The organism is Saccharopolyspora thermophila, from assembly GCF_014646075.1.
GTDB classification, from domain to species: Bacteria; Actinomycetota; Actinomycetes; order Mycobacteriales; family Pseudonocardiaceae; genus Saccharopolyspora; species Saccharopolyspora thermophila.
In genome coordinates this window covers 220,727-234,854 of record NZ_BMMT01000001.1, presented here as the reverse complement: position 1 = coordinate 234,854, position 14,128 = coordinate 220,727, and the positions used below count along the sequence as shown (strand labels likewise).

General features: G+C 72.4%; 12 protein-coding genes. 4 read left to right on the top strand and 8 right to left on the bottom strand.

Annotation, left to right across the window (positions count from 1 at the left end; genetic code table 11):
* Positions 1–16 precede the first annotated feature (16 nt).
* The gene (locus tag IEY17_RS01045) at positions 17–754 is read left to right on the top strand and encodes a GNAT family N-acetyltransferase (protein ID WP_188984416.1); all 738 of its coding nucleotides are present in this window, start codon (positions 17–19) and stop codon (positions 752–754) included.
* Here IEY17_RS01045 and IEY17_RS01040 read toward each other — a convergent pair.
* On the bottom strand, positions 735–2,378 hold the full coding sequence (locus tag IEY17_RS01040; RefSeq protein ID WP_188985282.1) for an FAD-binding oxidoreductase: 1,644 nt from the start codon (positions 2,376–2,378) through the stop codon (positions 735–737). The genes IEY17_RS01045 and IEY17_RS01040 overlap by 20 nt on opposite strands.
* Positions 2,379–2,394: 16 nt before the next feature.
* Here IEY17_RS01040 and IEY17_RS01035 point away from each other — a divergent pair, with 16 nt between their 5' ends.
* Positions 2,395–3,033: a TetR/AcrR family transcriptional regulator gene (locus IEY17_RS01035; RefSeq protein WP_188984414.1), complete on the top strand. Its 639-nt coding sequence runs from the start codon at positions 2,395–2,397 to the stop codon at positions 3,031–3,033.
* On the top strand, positions 3,030–4,610 hold the full coding sequence (locus IEY17_RS01030; RefSeq protein WP_188984412.1) for a glycerol-3-phosphate dehydrogenase/oxidase: 1,581 nt from the start codon (positions 3,030–3,032) through the stop codon (positions 4,608–4,610). The genes IEY17_RS01035 and IEY17_RS01030 overlap by 4 nt, the downstream gene beginning before the upstream one ends.
* Before the next feature lie 148 nt (positions 4,611–4,758).
* On the opposite strand, the gene IEY17_RS01025 is transcribed toward IEY17_RS01030, so the two are convergent.
* From IEY17_RS01025 to IEY17_RS01015, 3 genes are all read right to left on the bottom strand, one after another.
* Complete coding sequence (locus tag IEY17_RS01025; protein ID WP_188984410.1) at positions 4,759–6,063, bottom strand: citrate synthase; 1,305 nt, start codon at positions 6,061–6,063, stop codon at positions 4,759–4,761.
* A gap of 381 nt (positions 6,064–6,444) precedes the next feature.
* A complete protein-coding gene (locus tag IEY17_RS01020) occupies positions 6,445–7,374 on the bottom strand; it encodes a carbohydrate kinase family protein (RefSeq protein WP_188984407.1) in 930 nt (309 codons plus the stop codon).
* 23 nt (positions 7,375–7,397) lie between these two features.
* The gene (locus IEY17_RS01015) at positions 7,398–7,994 is read right to left on the bottom strand and encodes a TetR/AcrR family transcriptional regulator (RefSeq protein ID WP_188984405.1); all 597 of its coding nucleotides are present in this window, start codon (positions 7,992–7,994) and stop codon (positions 7,398–7,400) included.
* Positions 7,995–8,135: 141 nt separating this feature from the next.
* On the opposite strand from IEY17_RS01015, the gene IEY17_RS01010 reads away from it, so the two are divergent.
* The gene (locus IEY17_RS01010; protein WP_188984403.1) at positions 8,136–9,281 is read left to right on the top strand and encodes an acyl-CoA dehydrogenase family protein; all 1,146 of its coding nucleotides are present in this window, start codon (positions 8,136–8,138) and stop codon (positions 9,279–9,281) included.
* A 92-nt stretch (positions 9,282–9,373) separates the two neighbouring features.
* Here the strand turns inward: IEY17_RS01010 and IEY17_RS01005 are convergent, their stop codons facing one another.
* From IEY17_RS01005 to pdxH, 4 genes are all read right to left on the bottom strand, one after another.
* Positions 9,374–10,300, bottom strand: a complete 927-nt coding sequence (locus IEY17_RS01005; protein ID WP_188984401.1) for an aldose 1-epimerase family protein — start codon at positions 10,298–10,300, stop codon at positions 9,374–9,376.
* Positions 10,301–10,369: 69 nt separating this feature from the next.
* A complete protein-coding gene (locus IEY17_RS01000; protein WP_188984399.1) occupies positions 10,370–11,770 on the bottom strand; it encodes an APC family permease in 1,401 nt (466 codons plus the stop codon).
* 96 nt (positions 11,771–11,866) lie between these two features.
* Positions 11,867–13,165, bottom strand: a complete 1,299-nt coding sequence (locus tag IEY17_RS00995; protein ID WP_188985280.1) for an MFS transporter — start codon at positions 13,163–13,165, stop codon at positions 11,867–11,869.
* 153 nt (positions 13,166–13,318) lie between these two features.
* On the bottom strand, positions 13,319–13,972 hold the full coding sequence (gene pdxH, locus IEY17_RS00990; RefSeq protein ID WP_188985278.1) for a pyridoxamine 5'-phosphate oxidase: 654 nt from the start codon (positions 13,970–13,972) through the stop codon (positions 13,319–13,321).
* Between the last annotated feature and the right edge of the window lie 156 nt (positions 13,973–14,128).

Here is a 14,128-nt window from a genome sequence, read left to right as displayed (position 1 = left end):
GCGGCATGATCGAGGCATGCACGAGTTGCATTCCGCCGACGAGGTCATCGCCGCCACCGATGACCTGCTGGTGCGCTGGGGCGCGCAGGCGCTGCTGCCGGACTATCCGCACGCGGCCGGGTCCGCGTGGCGCCACGGCAGCGCGGTCGCCGTGTTCGCGCCCGCGCTCAACCGCAACGACCGCCTACTGTTCACCGGCACCGCCGACGACGCCGCGGAGCTGCTCGCGCGGGTGCTCCCCGCCCTGGACAGCCCGAAGTTGCGGCCGCTGGCCAGCACCGCGCTCGCCCACCGCGTCGGCCGGCTCCTCGGCCTCGACGTGCGGGCGACCTTCGGGTGGATGCATCTGGCCGCCGAACCGCCGACCGCGCCGACGCCGCGGGTCGAGTGGCTGTCCCCGGACGACGAGCAGGCGATCAGCAGCCTGCTGCACAAGGCCAACCCGCGCTCCTACGTGTTCCCCGACGACCCCGGGGCACGGCGCTGGGCCGGGGTCCGCGACGCCGACGGCACGCTGGTGGCGGTCGGCGGCGACTCCTGGCCCGCGCCCGGGCTGCGCTTCATCTCCGGCGTGGCGACACACCCGGACCACCGCGGCACCGGCCTGTCGACGCAGGTGTGCGCGTTCCTGGCCCGGGAACTCGCGCGCGAGGGCGCGGTGGCGCTGATGGTCGACGCGGACAACGCGCCCGCGCTGAAGGTGTACCGCAGGCTCGGCTTCCGCTACCGCTCGATCACCGCGCTGGCCGGATGAGCTTGCCGGGGTTGAGGATGCCGGTCGGGTCGACGGCGTCCTTGGCCGCCGCCAGCACCGCCGTGCCGACGTCGCCGATCTCCGCGCCCAACCACGGCAGGTGGTCGGCGCCGACGGCGTGGTGGTGCGTGATCGTGCCGCGCCCGGCGATGGCGTCGCAGGCCGCGTGCTTCGCCCGCCGCCACTGGCCGATCGGGTCCTGCTCGTCGCGGGCGGCGAGCACCGTGAAGTACAGCGAGGCACCCGTTTCGTAGGCGTGCGAAACGTGGCACATCACGACCGGCGCCCGGCCGTCGACCCGCAGGCTGCGGTGCAGCGCGGTCCGCACCGCAGACCGCAGTTCGCTCAGCCCGCTCCAGTGCGCGGCGGTTTCCAGCGTCTCCACGCAGACTCCGCGGTCCAGCAGCGCGTCGCGCTGCCGGGGTCCGGAGAACCGGTGCGCCCGCCAGGACTCGCCGACCGGGCGTCCCAGCCGCACCGCCCGGAAGCCACGCAGCGCTCGCGCGGCCGCGGCCCGGCGCCGCCGGAGCTCGTCGCGCGACGCCGCGTCCCAGCCGAGCACCAGCAGGCACGGCTGGCGGACCCCGCTGGCGCGCAGCAGTGTTCGCAGGGCGCGTGCCTTGGTCGAACCGGCAAGCTCGAACTGCACCGCGGTTTCCTCCACATCGGACAACCGGGTGACGTCGGCCAGCACCCGGCCCTGCGCCAGCGCGCGGACCGCGTCGAGCCCCGCCTGCCAGCCGTCGACCACGACCGCCTCGTACCTGCTGTACGCGGGAGCCGGGCGCACCCGCAGCGCGACCTCGGTGATCACGCCGAGCGCGCCTTCGCTGCCGATCGCCAGCTGCCGCAGGTCGGGGCCCGCGGCCGACGCGGGCGCCACACCGATCCGCCACTCACCCACCGGAGTGGCCAGCCGCACGCCCTCCACCATGTCCTCGAAGCGCCCGTAGCCCGCCGACGCCTGGCCCGCCGAGCGGGTCGCGGCGAACCCGCCGATGGTGGCGCGCTCGAAGGACTGCGGGAAGTGGCCGAGGGTGAAACCCTGTGCGGCCAGCAGGGATTCCGCTTCCGCGGCGCGCATCCCGGCCTGCAGCACGGCGATCCGCGAACCGGGGTCGAGCAAGACCAGACGGTCCAGGCGGGCCAGGTCGAGCGCGACCACGGCGGTCTTCCCGCCGCGCAGCGCATCGACGCCACCGACCACCGAGGTGCCGCCGCCGAAGGGCACCACCGCGACGTCGTGCCGGACGCAGACCTCCAGAACCCGCTGCACCAGCTCCGGGTCGGCTGGCAGGAGCACGGCGTCGGGCACCGCGAACTCCGCGCTGCTGCGGCGGCGCACGAGGTCGGTGTAGGACATGCCGCCTGCTCGTCCCAGGCGGGCCGCGGCGTCGGTGCGCACGTGCTGCTCGCCGATCAGATCCGCCAGCTCGGCGCGGGCCGCGTCCGGCAGTGCGCTCGCGGGCGCCTCCACCAGCGACGCGGGCACCGCCGGCGTCGTGGTCTCGGCCAGCCCGATGCGCTGGCGCAGCCAGCGCAGGGCGTGCGGGGACAACGGCGCCGCGGCGGCACCCGATGGGGTCCAGCTGCCGCGGAGGGTGTGCTCGATCAGGCCGCTCACCAGTACAGTGTTACACATGACATCGCAGTGTCACAGCTCCCCGGGCGGCACCCGCACGGGGAATCGGGTCGGCGACGCCGACCTGCTGCGCGCCGCGCGCGACTGCGTGCTCGCCCACGGCGTCCGGCGCACCACCCTGACCGAGATCGCCCGCCGCGCGGGGGTCAGCCGGATGACGCTGTACCGGCGCTTCCCCGACGTCGGCAGCGTGGTCACCGCGCTGATCACCGCCGAGTTCGGCGAGATCCTGCGGCAGGCCCGCGCCGAGGCCACCAGCGGCACCGTCCGGCACCGTCTGGTCTCGGCGACCGCGCACGGCGTCCGACTGCTGCAGTCCGCGCCGCTGCTGCAGCGGGTCCTGGAGACCGACGCCGAACTCCTGCTGCCCTACCTGGTGGAGCGGCTCGGCAGCACACAGCTCGCCGCGGAAGGCTTTCTGCGCGAGTACGTGGTGCAGGGCCACGCCGACGGCTCCATCCGCCCCGGCGACCCCGACGTGCAGGCACGCGCGCTGCTGCTGCTCGCGCAGTCCTTCGTCGTCTCGATCGGACCGGCCGCCGCGGGCGTCGACCCGTCCGCGCTGACCGACGAACTGGCCAGGGTCCTGGACGCCGCACTGCGTCCGGAGCCCCCGACCCGACCGGAGTCGCGATGATCACCACCCCGCTGCCCGCTGGATCGTTGCGCGCCACCTCGCTGAACGCCGCGCGCCGCGCTGCCGAGCTGTCCGCGGCGGCCGACGACGTGCTGGACGTGCTGGTCGTCGGCGCAGGCGTGACGGGCGCCGGAGCGGCCCTCGACGCGGCCGCCCGGGGCCTGTCGGTTGCGCTGGTGGAGGCCGAGGACCTGGCGTGGGGCACGTCCCGCTGGTCCAGCAAGCTCGTGCACGGCGGGCTGCGCTACCTCGCGCACGGCGACGTGGCGCTGGCCTGGGAGAGCGCCGTCGAGCGCAACGTCCTGATGACGCGCACCGCACCGCACCTCGTGCGCACGCTCCCGCAGCTCATCCCGCTGCACGACGGTGTGTCCCGACGCAGCGAACTCCTCCTCAACGCGGGGCTGCGCGCCGGGGACGTGCTGCGCCGCAGCGCCCGCACCCCGGCTGACGTGCTCCCGCCCCCACGGCGCATCCCCGCCGCCGAGGCGCTCGCCCTGGTCCCGGGCCTGCGCCCGGCCGGGCTGCGCGGCGGCCTGCTGGGCTTCGACGGGCAGCTGGTGGACGACGCGCGCCTGGTCGTCGCGCTCGCGCGCACCGCGGCCGGATTCGGGGCGCGCGTCCTCACGCGCGTGCGCGTGAACCGGCTCGACGGTGGCGGCGCGGACGCCGTCGATGAGGTCAGCGGCGAGTCGCTGCGCATCCGCGCGCGGGCGGTGGTCAACGCCACCGGCGTGTGGGCCGGGGAACTGGCGCCGGACGTGCGGCTGCGGCCGTCGCGCGGCTCGCACCTGCTGGTCGACGCCGACGCCGCCGGGATCGCCGGGACCGCGCTGATCGCGCCGATGCCCGGCGGCTGCGGGCGGTTCCTGCTGCTCGTACCGCAGCCCGATGGCCGGGCCCTGCTCGGGTTGACCGACGAGCCGGTGCCCGGGCCGATCCCGTCGGTGCCGGACGTCCCGCCGTCCGATGTGGACTTCCTGTTGGCCGCGGTCCGCGACCTGCTCGGCCAGCCGCTGGACCGCAGCCACGTGCTCGGGTCCTTCGCCGGCCTGCGCCCGCTGCTGGAACAACCCGGGCGCACGGAGACCGCCGATCTGTCCCGGCGGCACGCGGTGCTCACCTCGCCGGAGGGCGTGGTGACGGTCGTCGGCGGCAAGCTCACCACCTACCGGAAGATGGCGGCCGACGCGGTGGACGCCGCGGTCCGCGTCAGCGGCCTGTCCGCCGGGCCGTCGCGCACCACCGCGATCGCCCTCGTCGGCGCGGCTCCGCGGCGGCACCTGACCGATGTCGAAGCGCCGCCGCGGTTGGTGGCCAGGTACGGCACCGAGGCCGCCCGGGTGGCGGCGCTGGCCGAACTGGACGCCGACCTCGCGGCCCCGGTCGGCCCCGGCCTGCGGCTGACCGCCGCGGAGGTGCTGTGGGCCGTCCGCCACGAGGGCGCCCTGGACGCCGCGGACGTCCTCGACCGGCGCAGCCGCATCGGCCTGAACCCGGCGGAACGCGAAGCGGCCCGCCCGGCGGTCGAACGACTCGTCGAGCGGGCTCTGGAAGGCGTCCGGGACCCCAGCTGACCGGTGCCCACGCTGCACCTGACACCGCGGTCGTCCGGGGCACCCGCAGGTACGGGTCGGCCCCGGGGACCGGCCGTGGTGGCCGGCGTCCGGGGCCGCGGATGCGCCGGTGGCAGCAGGTCGCCACCGACAGGATTCAGAATTCGATTCAGCGCTGGTTAATCGGCTTGTAGGCGCGCTCCGTCGAGCCGGTGTACACCTGCCGCGGACGGCTGATCTTGCGGGCCGGGTCCTCCAGCATCTCCCGCCAGTGCGCGATCCAGCCGGGCAGCCGACCGAGCGCGAACAGTACGGTGAAGAACTTCGTCGGGAAACCCATGGCCTTGTAGATCAGGCCGGTGTAGAAGTCGACGTTCGGGTACAGCTTGCGCTCGATGAAGTAGTCGTCGGCGAGCGCCTTCTCCTCCAGCTTCAGGGCGATGTCCAGCAGCGGGTCGTTGGCACCCAGCTTGCCGAGCACCTCGTCGGCGGTCTTCTTGATGATCGCCGCGCGCGGGTCGTAGTTCTTGTACACCCGGTGCCCGAAGCCCATTAGCTTCACACCGGGCTCCTTGTTCTTGACACGGGTGACGAAGGAGTCGACGTCCCCACCGTTGCGCTGGATGCCCTCGAGCATCTCCAGCACCGCGCTGTTGGCGCCGCCGTGCAGCGGCCCGAACAGGGCGTTGATGCCGGCCGAGATGCTGGCGAACAGGTTCGCCTCGGACGAGCCGACCATCCGCACGGTCGACGTGGAGCAGTTCTGCTCGTGGTCGGCGTGCAGGATGAACAGCAGGTCGAGGGCTCGCGCCATGGTGGGGTCGACCTCGTAGGGCTCGGCGGGGAAACCGAAGGTCATCCGGAGGAAGTTCTCCACCAGGCCCAGCGAGTTGTCCGGGTACAGGAACGGCTGGCCGACCGACTTCTTGTAGGCGTAGGCCGCGATCGTGGGCAGCTTCGCCAACAGGCGGACCGTGGACAGCTCCACCTGGTCCTTGTCGAACGGGTTGAGGCTGTCCTGGTAGAAGGTGGACAGCGCGGACACCGCGGAGGACAGCACCGGCATGGGGTGCGCGTCACGCGGGAACCCGTCGAAGAACTGCTTGAGGTCTTCATGCAGCAGGGTGTGTCGGCGGATCCGCTCGGCGAAGGCGTCGTACTGCTGCTGGGTCGGCAGCTCACCGTAGATCAGCAGGTAACTGACCTCGATGAAGTTCGACTTGGCCGCGAGTTCCTCGATCGGGTAACCGCGGTAGCGAAGGATGCCGGCGGCACCGTCGATGTAGGTGATGCCGGAGGTGCAGGCCGCCGTGTTGACGAAGCCCGGATCCAACGTCACCAAACCGGTCTGAGCCAACAACTTGCCGAGGTCCACACCAGGTGCACCCTCGGTCGGCTGCTTCACCTGCATCTCGTGCTCGCCGGCGTCATAGCGCAGCGAGACGGTACGTTTGGCGGTCACGTCGTCGGGCATTCGGGAACCTCTCGCGCTCGTCGGGGGGCGCTGTGAAGACGACCTGCGCCGCCCAGCCAAGCGGCAGGGTGCCTGATCGCCCGCGCGCCGGTCGGGGTGTCCGAACCGCCGCAGCACCACCCCGTTGGGGTCCTGTCAGTAGTCACGCTAGACCGCAGTGGGGCTCGAGCGCAGCAATCGCGTTTCGGCTTTTTGGCAGGTGGGACCACGATCACATCACATCCGGCGGCCCGCTGTGGTCGATCCTCCACGCTCCGGAACCGGACGATGCGGTCATCGCGACCACCAGAGCCATCCGATCGGGTTAACGGCGGCTGGGCCGTTGGCGGGGGCACGATCGAGGCCACACGGCGGCATCGCGCACCCCCACCTCAGCGCATCTCACCAGGCCAGCTCCGTGGCCCACGGCGGCTCGGCGCCCGGCCGGGACACCGTGACGGCTGCGGCGGCTGCGGCGAACCGTAACGCCTGTTCCCACTGTGCACGGTCGAGGCGCCGCACACGGTCCGCCGCGAGTGCGTCGTGGCGGTGCAGCCAGGCGAGCAGCGCGGCCTGCACCGTGTCGCCCGCACCGATGGTGTCGGCCACCTCCGCGCGCACGCCGGGCACGGACACCTCGCCGTCGGCGGTCACCGCGGTCAGGCCGTCGGCGCCCCTGGTCAGCACCACCGCGGCCGGGCCGCGCCGCTGCCAGTCCCGCGCCGCCGCGAGCACGTCACCGCCGTCGGCCAGCCACGCGGCGTCGTCGTCGGACACCTTCAGCAGCCCGACCGACGGCAGCCAGGAGGCGAAGCGGGCGCGGTAGGCGTCGGCATCGGCGATAAGGTCGGCACGGATGTTGGGGTCGAGAGCGACGAACCGGCCGCGCCCGGCCTCCCGGAACAGCACCTCCTCGTACACCGACGCACCGGGTTCGAGCACCATGCCGAGGGTGCCCAGGCACACGGCCTGGGTGTCGTCGGGTAACTCGCGGGCCTCGACCAGCGGTGCGGCGGTGCCCTCGGTGTGGAAGCTGTAGCGGGCCGAGCCGTCCTCGGCCAGCCCGACCACGGCGAGTGTCGTCGGCTCCGGGCCCCGCTGCACCAGCCCGACGTCCACATTGGAGTCACGCAGCCGCGCCAGCAGCTTGTCGCCGAACTGGTCGGTGGACAGCCGGGCGAAGAACGCGGCCGGAATCCCCAGGCGTCCCAGGGCAACGGCCACGTTGTACGGCCCGCCGCCGAGCAGGGGGTGCAGCGGTCCGAGCTCGCCGTCCGCAGTGGACGGGTCCGGAACGAGGTCGACCAGCGCCTCGCCGCCGATGACGATCACATTTCCTCCACAGGTGGCATTCCTCAGGGCTGCTCGGCGGCCAGCCCGCCGAGCAGGAACTGCGACAGCGCCGCGAAGGCCGCTGCGTCCGACAAACCGGTCCGCTCGCCGATCTCGCCGCGCTGGATACCGGCGATCGTCCGGCCGACCATCTCCCCCACGAACCCCGCGTGCACCTCCCGGAACACACCCTGCCGCACGCCGTCGGCGATGAAGCCGCGCAGCCGGTCGGCGGCCGCGTGCGCGTTGGCCTCGTAGGTGGCCCGGGTGGCGAGGTTGGCCGCCATGTCGTCGATGAACTCGCGGGACGCCGGGCGCAGCGCCTCCGCCGCGGCCTCCAGGTAGACCCGCACCTTCTCCCGCACGTCGTCGGTGGCCGCGACCCGCTCCTCGATGCGCTGGGTGGCGCCCTTGAAGTAGTGCGCCACGACCCGGACGGCCAGCTGCTCCTTGCTGTTGGCCAGCGTGTACAGCGTCGACTTCGAGCAGTGCAGGCGGGCGGCCAGGTCGTCGAGGGTGAAGTGCGCGAAGCCCTCCGCGAGGAAGAGGTCGCGGAGCCGGTCCAGCAGCTCAGCCCGACGCGCGTTCGCCGACCTGCGGCGGCCTTCGGAGGTGGTCATCGCTGGAAGCCTGCCACAGCGCCTTCGGCGGGTCGCGGGGGTTCCACCTGCTGACACTTCCCCGGTACTCCCGTAGGCCCTACAGTACTCCTAACAGTACTGCCGGATGCTGTCAGACTGGTACCTGGAGCGCGAACCGCCATGCCTGTCCACCGCCTACTTCCCACCCCGGAAGCCACCGACCTGCTGGCGCTGACCCGCGAGATCGCCCGCGACGAGCTCGCCGGGCGGGCCTCCGCCGACGAGGCCGCCGAGACGTTCCCGCGCGACGTGTTCCGCCTGCTCGGCGAGGCGGGCCTGCTCGGTCTGCCCTACCCCGAGGAGTACGGCGGCGGCGCGCAGCCCTACGAGGTGTACCTGCAGGTGCTCGAGGAGCTCAGCAGCGCGTGGATGACCGTCGGGGTGGGCCTGTCGGTGCACACCATGAGCTGCTTCCCGCTCGCGCACTTCGGCACGCCCGAGCAGAAGCAGCGGTGGCTCCCGGAGATGGTCGGCGGCGGCCTGCTCGGCGCCTTCGCGCTGTCGGAGCCACATGCCGGCTCCGACGCGGCGGCGCTGACCACGCGGGCAGTGCGGCAGGACGACACGTACACCGTCAGCGGGGCCAAGGCGTGGATCACGCACGGCGGCGTGGCCGACTTCTACACCCTGATGGCCCGCACCTCCGACGACGGGGCGCGCGGCATCAGCTGCCTGCTGGTCGACGGCCGCACACCGGGGCTGACCGCCGGGACCCCGGAGCACAAGATGGGGCTCACCGGCTCGCTGACCACCCCGCTGTACTTCGAGGACGCCCCGGTGCCCGCCGAGCGGCTCATCGGAAACGAGGGCGACGGGCTGAAGATCGCGCTGTGCGCGTTGGACTCCGGGCGGCTGGGCATCGCCGCGTGCGCGGTCGGCCTGGCGCAGGCCGCGCTGGATCTCGCCGTGGACTACGCCAAGCAACGGCGGCAGTTCGGGCGGCCGATCATCGAGTTCCAGGGCGTGGAGTTCCTGCTGGCGGACATGGCCGCCGCGGTGCAGTCGGCGCGGGCGACCTACCTGGACGGCGCGCGGCGGCGCGACGCCGGACTGCCGTTCGGCGAACAGGCGTCGGTGGCCAAGCTCGTCGCCACCGACGCGGCGATGAAGGTGACCACGGACGCCGTGCAGGTCCTCGGCGGCGCGGGCTACACCCGCGACTTCCCGGCCGAGCGCTTCATGCGTGAGGCCAAGGTCCTGCAGATCTTCGAGGGCACGAACCAGATCCAGCGCATGCTGATCGCCCGCCACCTCGCCCGCGCCTGACGACACACAATCGGGCGCACTTGGTGTGTCCCAAACTTGGGAGCCTCCACGAGGCGCCGGCTGGGTGGATTCGGGGGTGTCGTGGTGGGGGGTCAGAAGGGGCGGAGGCCCCAGGTGGCGTGCCAGGTTTCCGCTGGTCGGAGGACGATCAGGTCCGTGCCGGAGTTCAGGGCGTCCGGCGGGCAGGTCATCGGTTCGATCGCCACCGCCCGACCGCGGCCCGGGAAGTCGTCGGCCGTGTAGACCTGCACCCACCTGAACACCGGCTCAGCCCACAACTCGACCCCGTGCCCCGCCGGGTCGGTGAGGCGGTGCCGCACCAGCTGCTCGGGATCGTCCGGGGCCGGTGCCGCGCCGCCGAACGCGGTGTCCAGCAGCACGCCCGCGAGTCGGCGCCCGGTCCGGAAGTCCACCTCGTCGCCCGCCAACGCGCGCGGCGGCCGGGCCGGGAGCAGCCGCTCCGCGTCCACCGGCAGCACGGTCGCGGCCGCCAACCGGAGCGCGCACTCGTCGGTCTCCGCGTGCCCGGCCCGCGGGTACGGGTGCACCCCCAGCCCGAACGGCACGGGGCGCGCACCCGGGTTCTCGACGGTGTGCGCAACGGTCAGACCGCGCTCGTCCAGCGAGTACCGGATGGACGTCAGCAGCGGGACCGGCCAGCCCGGCTGGGCGCACACCATCGCGCGCAGCACCACCGCCGACCCGCTGTGCTCCACGAGCGTCCACGCGGTGTGGCGCAGCAGGCCGTGGATGGCGTTGTGCCGTGCGGGCTCGGTCAGCGCGAGCTGCTGCGGTTCGCCGTCGAGCCGCCACCGCCCGCCGGCGACCCGGTTCGGCCACGGCACCAGCACCGCTCCCGCCGCGCCGGGCGGCAACCGGTCCGCATCGTAGGTCTCCACGTACGGCACCCCGCCGACCTCGAAGGCCCGCAGCGCCGCGCCGACCTCGGTGACCACGGCGCGGGCGTCGCCGAACGCGATCTCGTACTGCCGCCCGGTGGCGGGAAGCGATTCGTGCACCCGGCCACTGTAGAGGCGAAGAGCCTCCCGGGCCGCCAGAGACGCCCGGGAGGCTCGCCGATCGTCAGCTCACTTGGCCAGCTTCGCAGCGTCGAACTCGCGACGCCCGCCGAACGCGAAGTTGATGGCCCAGAACAGCACGCCGATGCCCAGCAGGATGCCGGCGATGACGTACTCGGTGACCGGGCGGCCGGACAGCGGGCTGGCGAAGAACGCGCAGCTCAGCGCACCCAGCACGGGCACCCAGGTGGGAGCCCTGAAGTGCTCGTGCGCCACCTTGTCCCGACGCAGCACCAGGACCGAGACGTTGACGACCGCGAACACCACGAGCAGCAGCAGCGAGGTGGTGCTGCCCAGGTCGGAGATCTTCAGCGAGCTCACCAGGATCACCGCGATGAGGCTGGTGAACAGGATCGACACCCACGGGGTGCGCCGCGTGCGGTGCACCAGGCCGAACTGCTTCGGGATGATGTTCTCCTGCGACATGCCGTAGACCAGTCGGCTGGCCATCAGCATGTTGATCAACGCCGTGTTGGTCACCGCGAACAGCGCGATCAGCGAGAACAAGATCGGCGGGAACCACGGGGCGGCGGCCTTCACCACCAACAGCAGCGGGCCGTCCGAGGCGGCCAGCTTGTCGGTGGGCACCAGCGTCGAGGTGATCAGCGCGATCACCAGGTAGATCGAGGCCGTGATGATCATGCCGAGCAGCAGCGCGCGCGGGAAAACCTTGGCCGGGTCCCTGGTCTCCTCGGCCATGTTCACCGAGTCCTCGAAGCCGACCATGGCGAAGAACGCCAGCGCGGTCGCCGAGGTGACGGCCAGCAGCGGCGAGGTTCCGGCGTTGAACTCCAGCAGCCGACCCGGATCCGGGTCCACGTCGGCGCTGTGGGTACCCGACGCCAGCGCGTACAGACCGAACACGATCACGATCGCCAACCCGGTGAGCTCCACGCAGGTCAGCACGACGTTCATCTTCACCGACTCGCCGACGCCGCGGAAGTTGATCGCGGCAAGCACCAGCAGGAAGCCGATGGCCACCAGATGAGCCACCGACGACACGCCCTCGCCGAGGATCGCCTCGAGGTAGTCACCGCTGAACGCCTGCGCGGCCGACGACGCCGAGGTGATACCCGAACACATCACCGCGAACGCGATCAGGAAGGTCAGGAAGTGCACGCCGAACGCCTTGTGCACGTACAGCGGCGCGCCGCCCGCCTTGGGGTACTTGCCGACCAGTTCGAGGTAGCTGAACGCGGTCAGGAAGGCGACCACGAAGGCGACCAGGAACGGAACCCACAGCGCACCGCCGACCTTGCCAGCGACCTTGCCGGTCAGGGAGTAGATCGTGGTCCCGAGGATGTCCCCGACCACGAAGAACAACAGCAGTTTCGGGCCCATGACCTTCTTGAGGCCGGGCTCCTGCGCACCGCCAGGCGCATTGTCGTTCACGGTCGTCTCGTTGGCCATAGCTGAGCAGTGTGCAGGGTGCCCGGAAAGCCTGTCTGCCCACCCCTGGACGGTTTGCACAGCTGGGCGTGGCAGAGTGCCCATCCGGGGCCGCTGTCACGGTTCGTCGGCGCGCGGCGCGCGGTAGCGCCAGAAGGCCGGCAGGCACGCAGCCGCAAGCACCGCACCCACCACGACCAGGGCTCCTCCGACGGTGACCGCGGTGGCGGTGCCCAGGCTGGCGCCCGCCAGACCGTGCAGCGTGTCCGCCAGCCGCGGTCCACCCGCGACGACCACGGTGAACACGCCCTGGATGCGGCCGCGCATCTCGTCGGTGGCCGCCGCCTGCAGGATCGAGCTGCGGTAGACCATGCTCACCAGGTCCGCGCCGCCGCCCAGCGCCAGGAACAGCACCGCCAGCCACAGCGAGTCGGCCCACCCGAAGCCGATCACCGCGGCGCCCCAGGCCACGACCGCCACGACGACCCCGACCCCGTGCCGGGTGATCCGGTGCAGCCAGCCGGAGAAGATGCCGAAGGCGAACGAGCCGAGCGGGATGGCGGCGAACAGCCAGCCCAGCGCCGCCCCGCCGCCCGGCGGGTCGCCGAAGGTGCGCTCGGCCATCTCCGGGAACAGCGCCCGTGGCATGCCGAACACCATCGCGATGATGTCCAGCAGGAATGACGCCAGCAGCACGGAATGCAGCGCCAGGTAGCGGAATCCGTCCAGCACCGCGCGCAGCCCGGCGCGCTTCGGGGCACCCTCCTGAGGCGGCAGCGGCGGCAGCCGGAACACCGCCCACAGCGCCGCGCACAACGCGATCGCGTCCACCAGGTACAGCACGGGAAGGCCCATCAGCGGCAGCAGCATCCCGGCGAGCAGGGGGCCGACGATCGACCCGAGCTGGAACACCGTGGCGCCCAGCGCCTGCGCGGACGGCAGCAGGTGCACCGGGATCAGCCGGGCGATCGCCGCGCCGCGGGCGGGGCTGTTGATCGCGAAGAACGTCTGCTGCAGCGCGAAGATCACCAGGACCAGCCACACCGAGCGGATGTCGGCGGCGGCCGCGAACCACAGCAGCACCGCGGTCGCGGCCAGGCCGCCGTTGGTGATCAGCAGCAGGCGGCGGCGGTCGACGGCGTCGGCGATCGCCCCGCCCCACAGCCCGAAGACCAGCAGCGGCACGAGGCCGAAGATGCCGGCGAGGCCGACGTACGCGGAGGAGCCGGTGATGTCGTAGAGCTGCTTGGGGACCGCGACCGCGGAGAACTGCGCGCCGACGGCGGTGACGATGGTGGACAGCCACAGCCGCCGGTACGCGGGATACTTCAGCGGCCGGGTGTCGATGAAGACCTTGCCGAGCAGGGTGCTGAGGGGTCGTCGTGACGTCGCCTGGGTTCCGCTGCTGGGCTGCACAGGTGCCACAGCCTAGCCGTTAGCCCTGCTAACGGCACGGGATTTTCCGGGCCCTGTGACCAACGTCCACCCGCACCGCCGGAGATCGCGCACGCGCTGCCGCCCCCGACCGTGATTTCCGAGTAAAAACGCACGTCAGCGGCGCAACACCCGTCAGGGGGCGAGGCGTTCGACGACCCAGAGGTCGTTGGTGCGGCGGAAGCGCAGCCGGTCGTGCAACCGGTCCCGCCGGCCCTGCCAGAACTCCACCACGTCCGGGCGAATCCGCCAGCCGCCCCAGTGCGGTGGCACCGGCACCTTCTCCGCGTCCGCGAACCGGCGCTCGATGCCCTGCAGCGACGACTCCAGCGCGGCCCGGCTGGCGACCACCCGCGACTGCGGCGAGGCCCACGCCCCGAGCTGCGAACCCCGCGGCCGGACCTGCCAGTACTCGGCGGTCTCCGCGGGCGTCACCTTGTCCACCGTGCCGCGCACGTTGACCTGGCGCTGCAACGACAGCCACGGGAACGTCGCGGCGGCCACCCGGGTGGACTGCAGGTCGTGGCTCTTCGCGGAGGTGTAGTTCGTGAAGAACACCACCCCCCGCTCGTCGAAGCCCTTGCACAGCACGGTGCGCGAGGACGGGATGCCGTCGGCGTCCGCCGTGGCCAGCACCATCGCGTTCGGCTCCACGACGTCGGCCTGCACCGCCTCGTCGAACCACCGCTGCAGCTGCTCGTGCCACGTGTCGGCGAGCGAGGACTCGTCCAGCGCCCCGGCCTCGTAGGACACCCGCATGGACGGCAACACGGCGTTGGCCTCCGACATGCTCATTCCTCCCTGGCTCGCCCGGCAGCGGCACGACACGATGGGACTCCTCCGGCTGGTGCGCCGGACAGGACGGGCGGGCGCGACGAGATTGGTCGAGCCAGCCACTCGTACGACGGTAAAGGGGATCTGAACGGACGCCGAACCAACAGTGCT

Excerpts from the sequence above, each read along its gene's own strand:
- IEY17_RS01015 (WP_188984405.1), bottom strand. The coding sequence starts at position 7,994 with ATGACCACCTCCGAAGGCCGCCGCAGGTCGGCGAACGCGCGTCGGGCT.
- IEY17_RS01025 (WP_188984410.1), bottom strand. The coding sequence starts at position 6,063 with ATGCCCGACGACGTGACCGCCAAACGTACCGTCTCGCTGCGCTATGAC.
- IEY17_RS01000 (WP_188984399.1), bottom strand. The coding sequence starts at position 11,770 with ATGGCCAACGAGACGACCGTGAACGACAATGCGCCTGGCGGTGCGCAG.
- IEY17_RS01030 (WP_188984412.1), top strand. The coding sequence starts at position 3,030 with ATGATCACCACCCCGCTGCCCGCTGGATCGTTGCGCGCCACCTCGCTG.
- IEY17_RS01035 (WP_188984414.1), top strand. The coding sequence starts at position 2,395 with ATGACATCGCAGTGTCACAGCTCCCCGGGCGGCACCCGCACGGGGAAT.
- pdxH (WP_188985278.1), bottom strand. The coding sequence starts at position 13,972 with ATGTCGGAGGCCAACGCCGTGTTGCCGTCCATGCGGGTGTCCTACGAG.
- IEY17_RS01045 (WP_188984416.1), top strand. The coding sequence starts at position 17 with ATGCACGAGTTGCATTCCGCCGACGAGGTCATCGCCGCCACCGATGAC.
- IEY17_RS01010 (WP_188984403.1), top strand. The coding sequence starts at position 8,136 with ATGCCTGTCCACCGCCTACTTCCCACCCCGGAAGCCACCGACCTGCTG.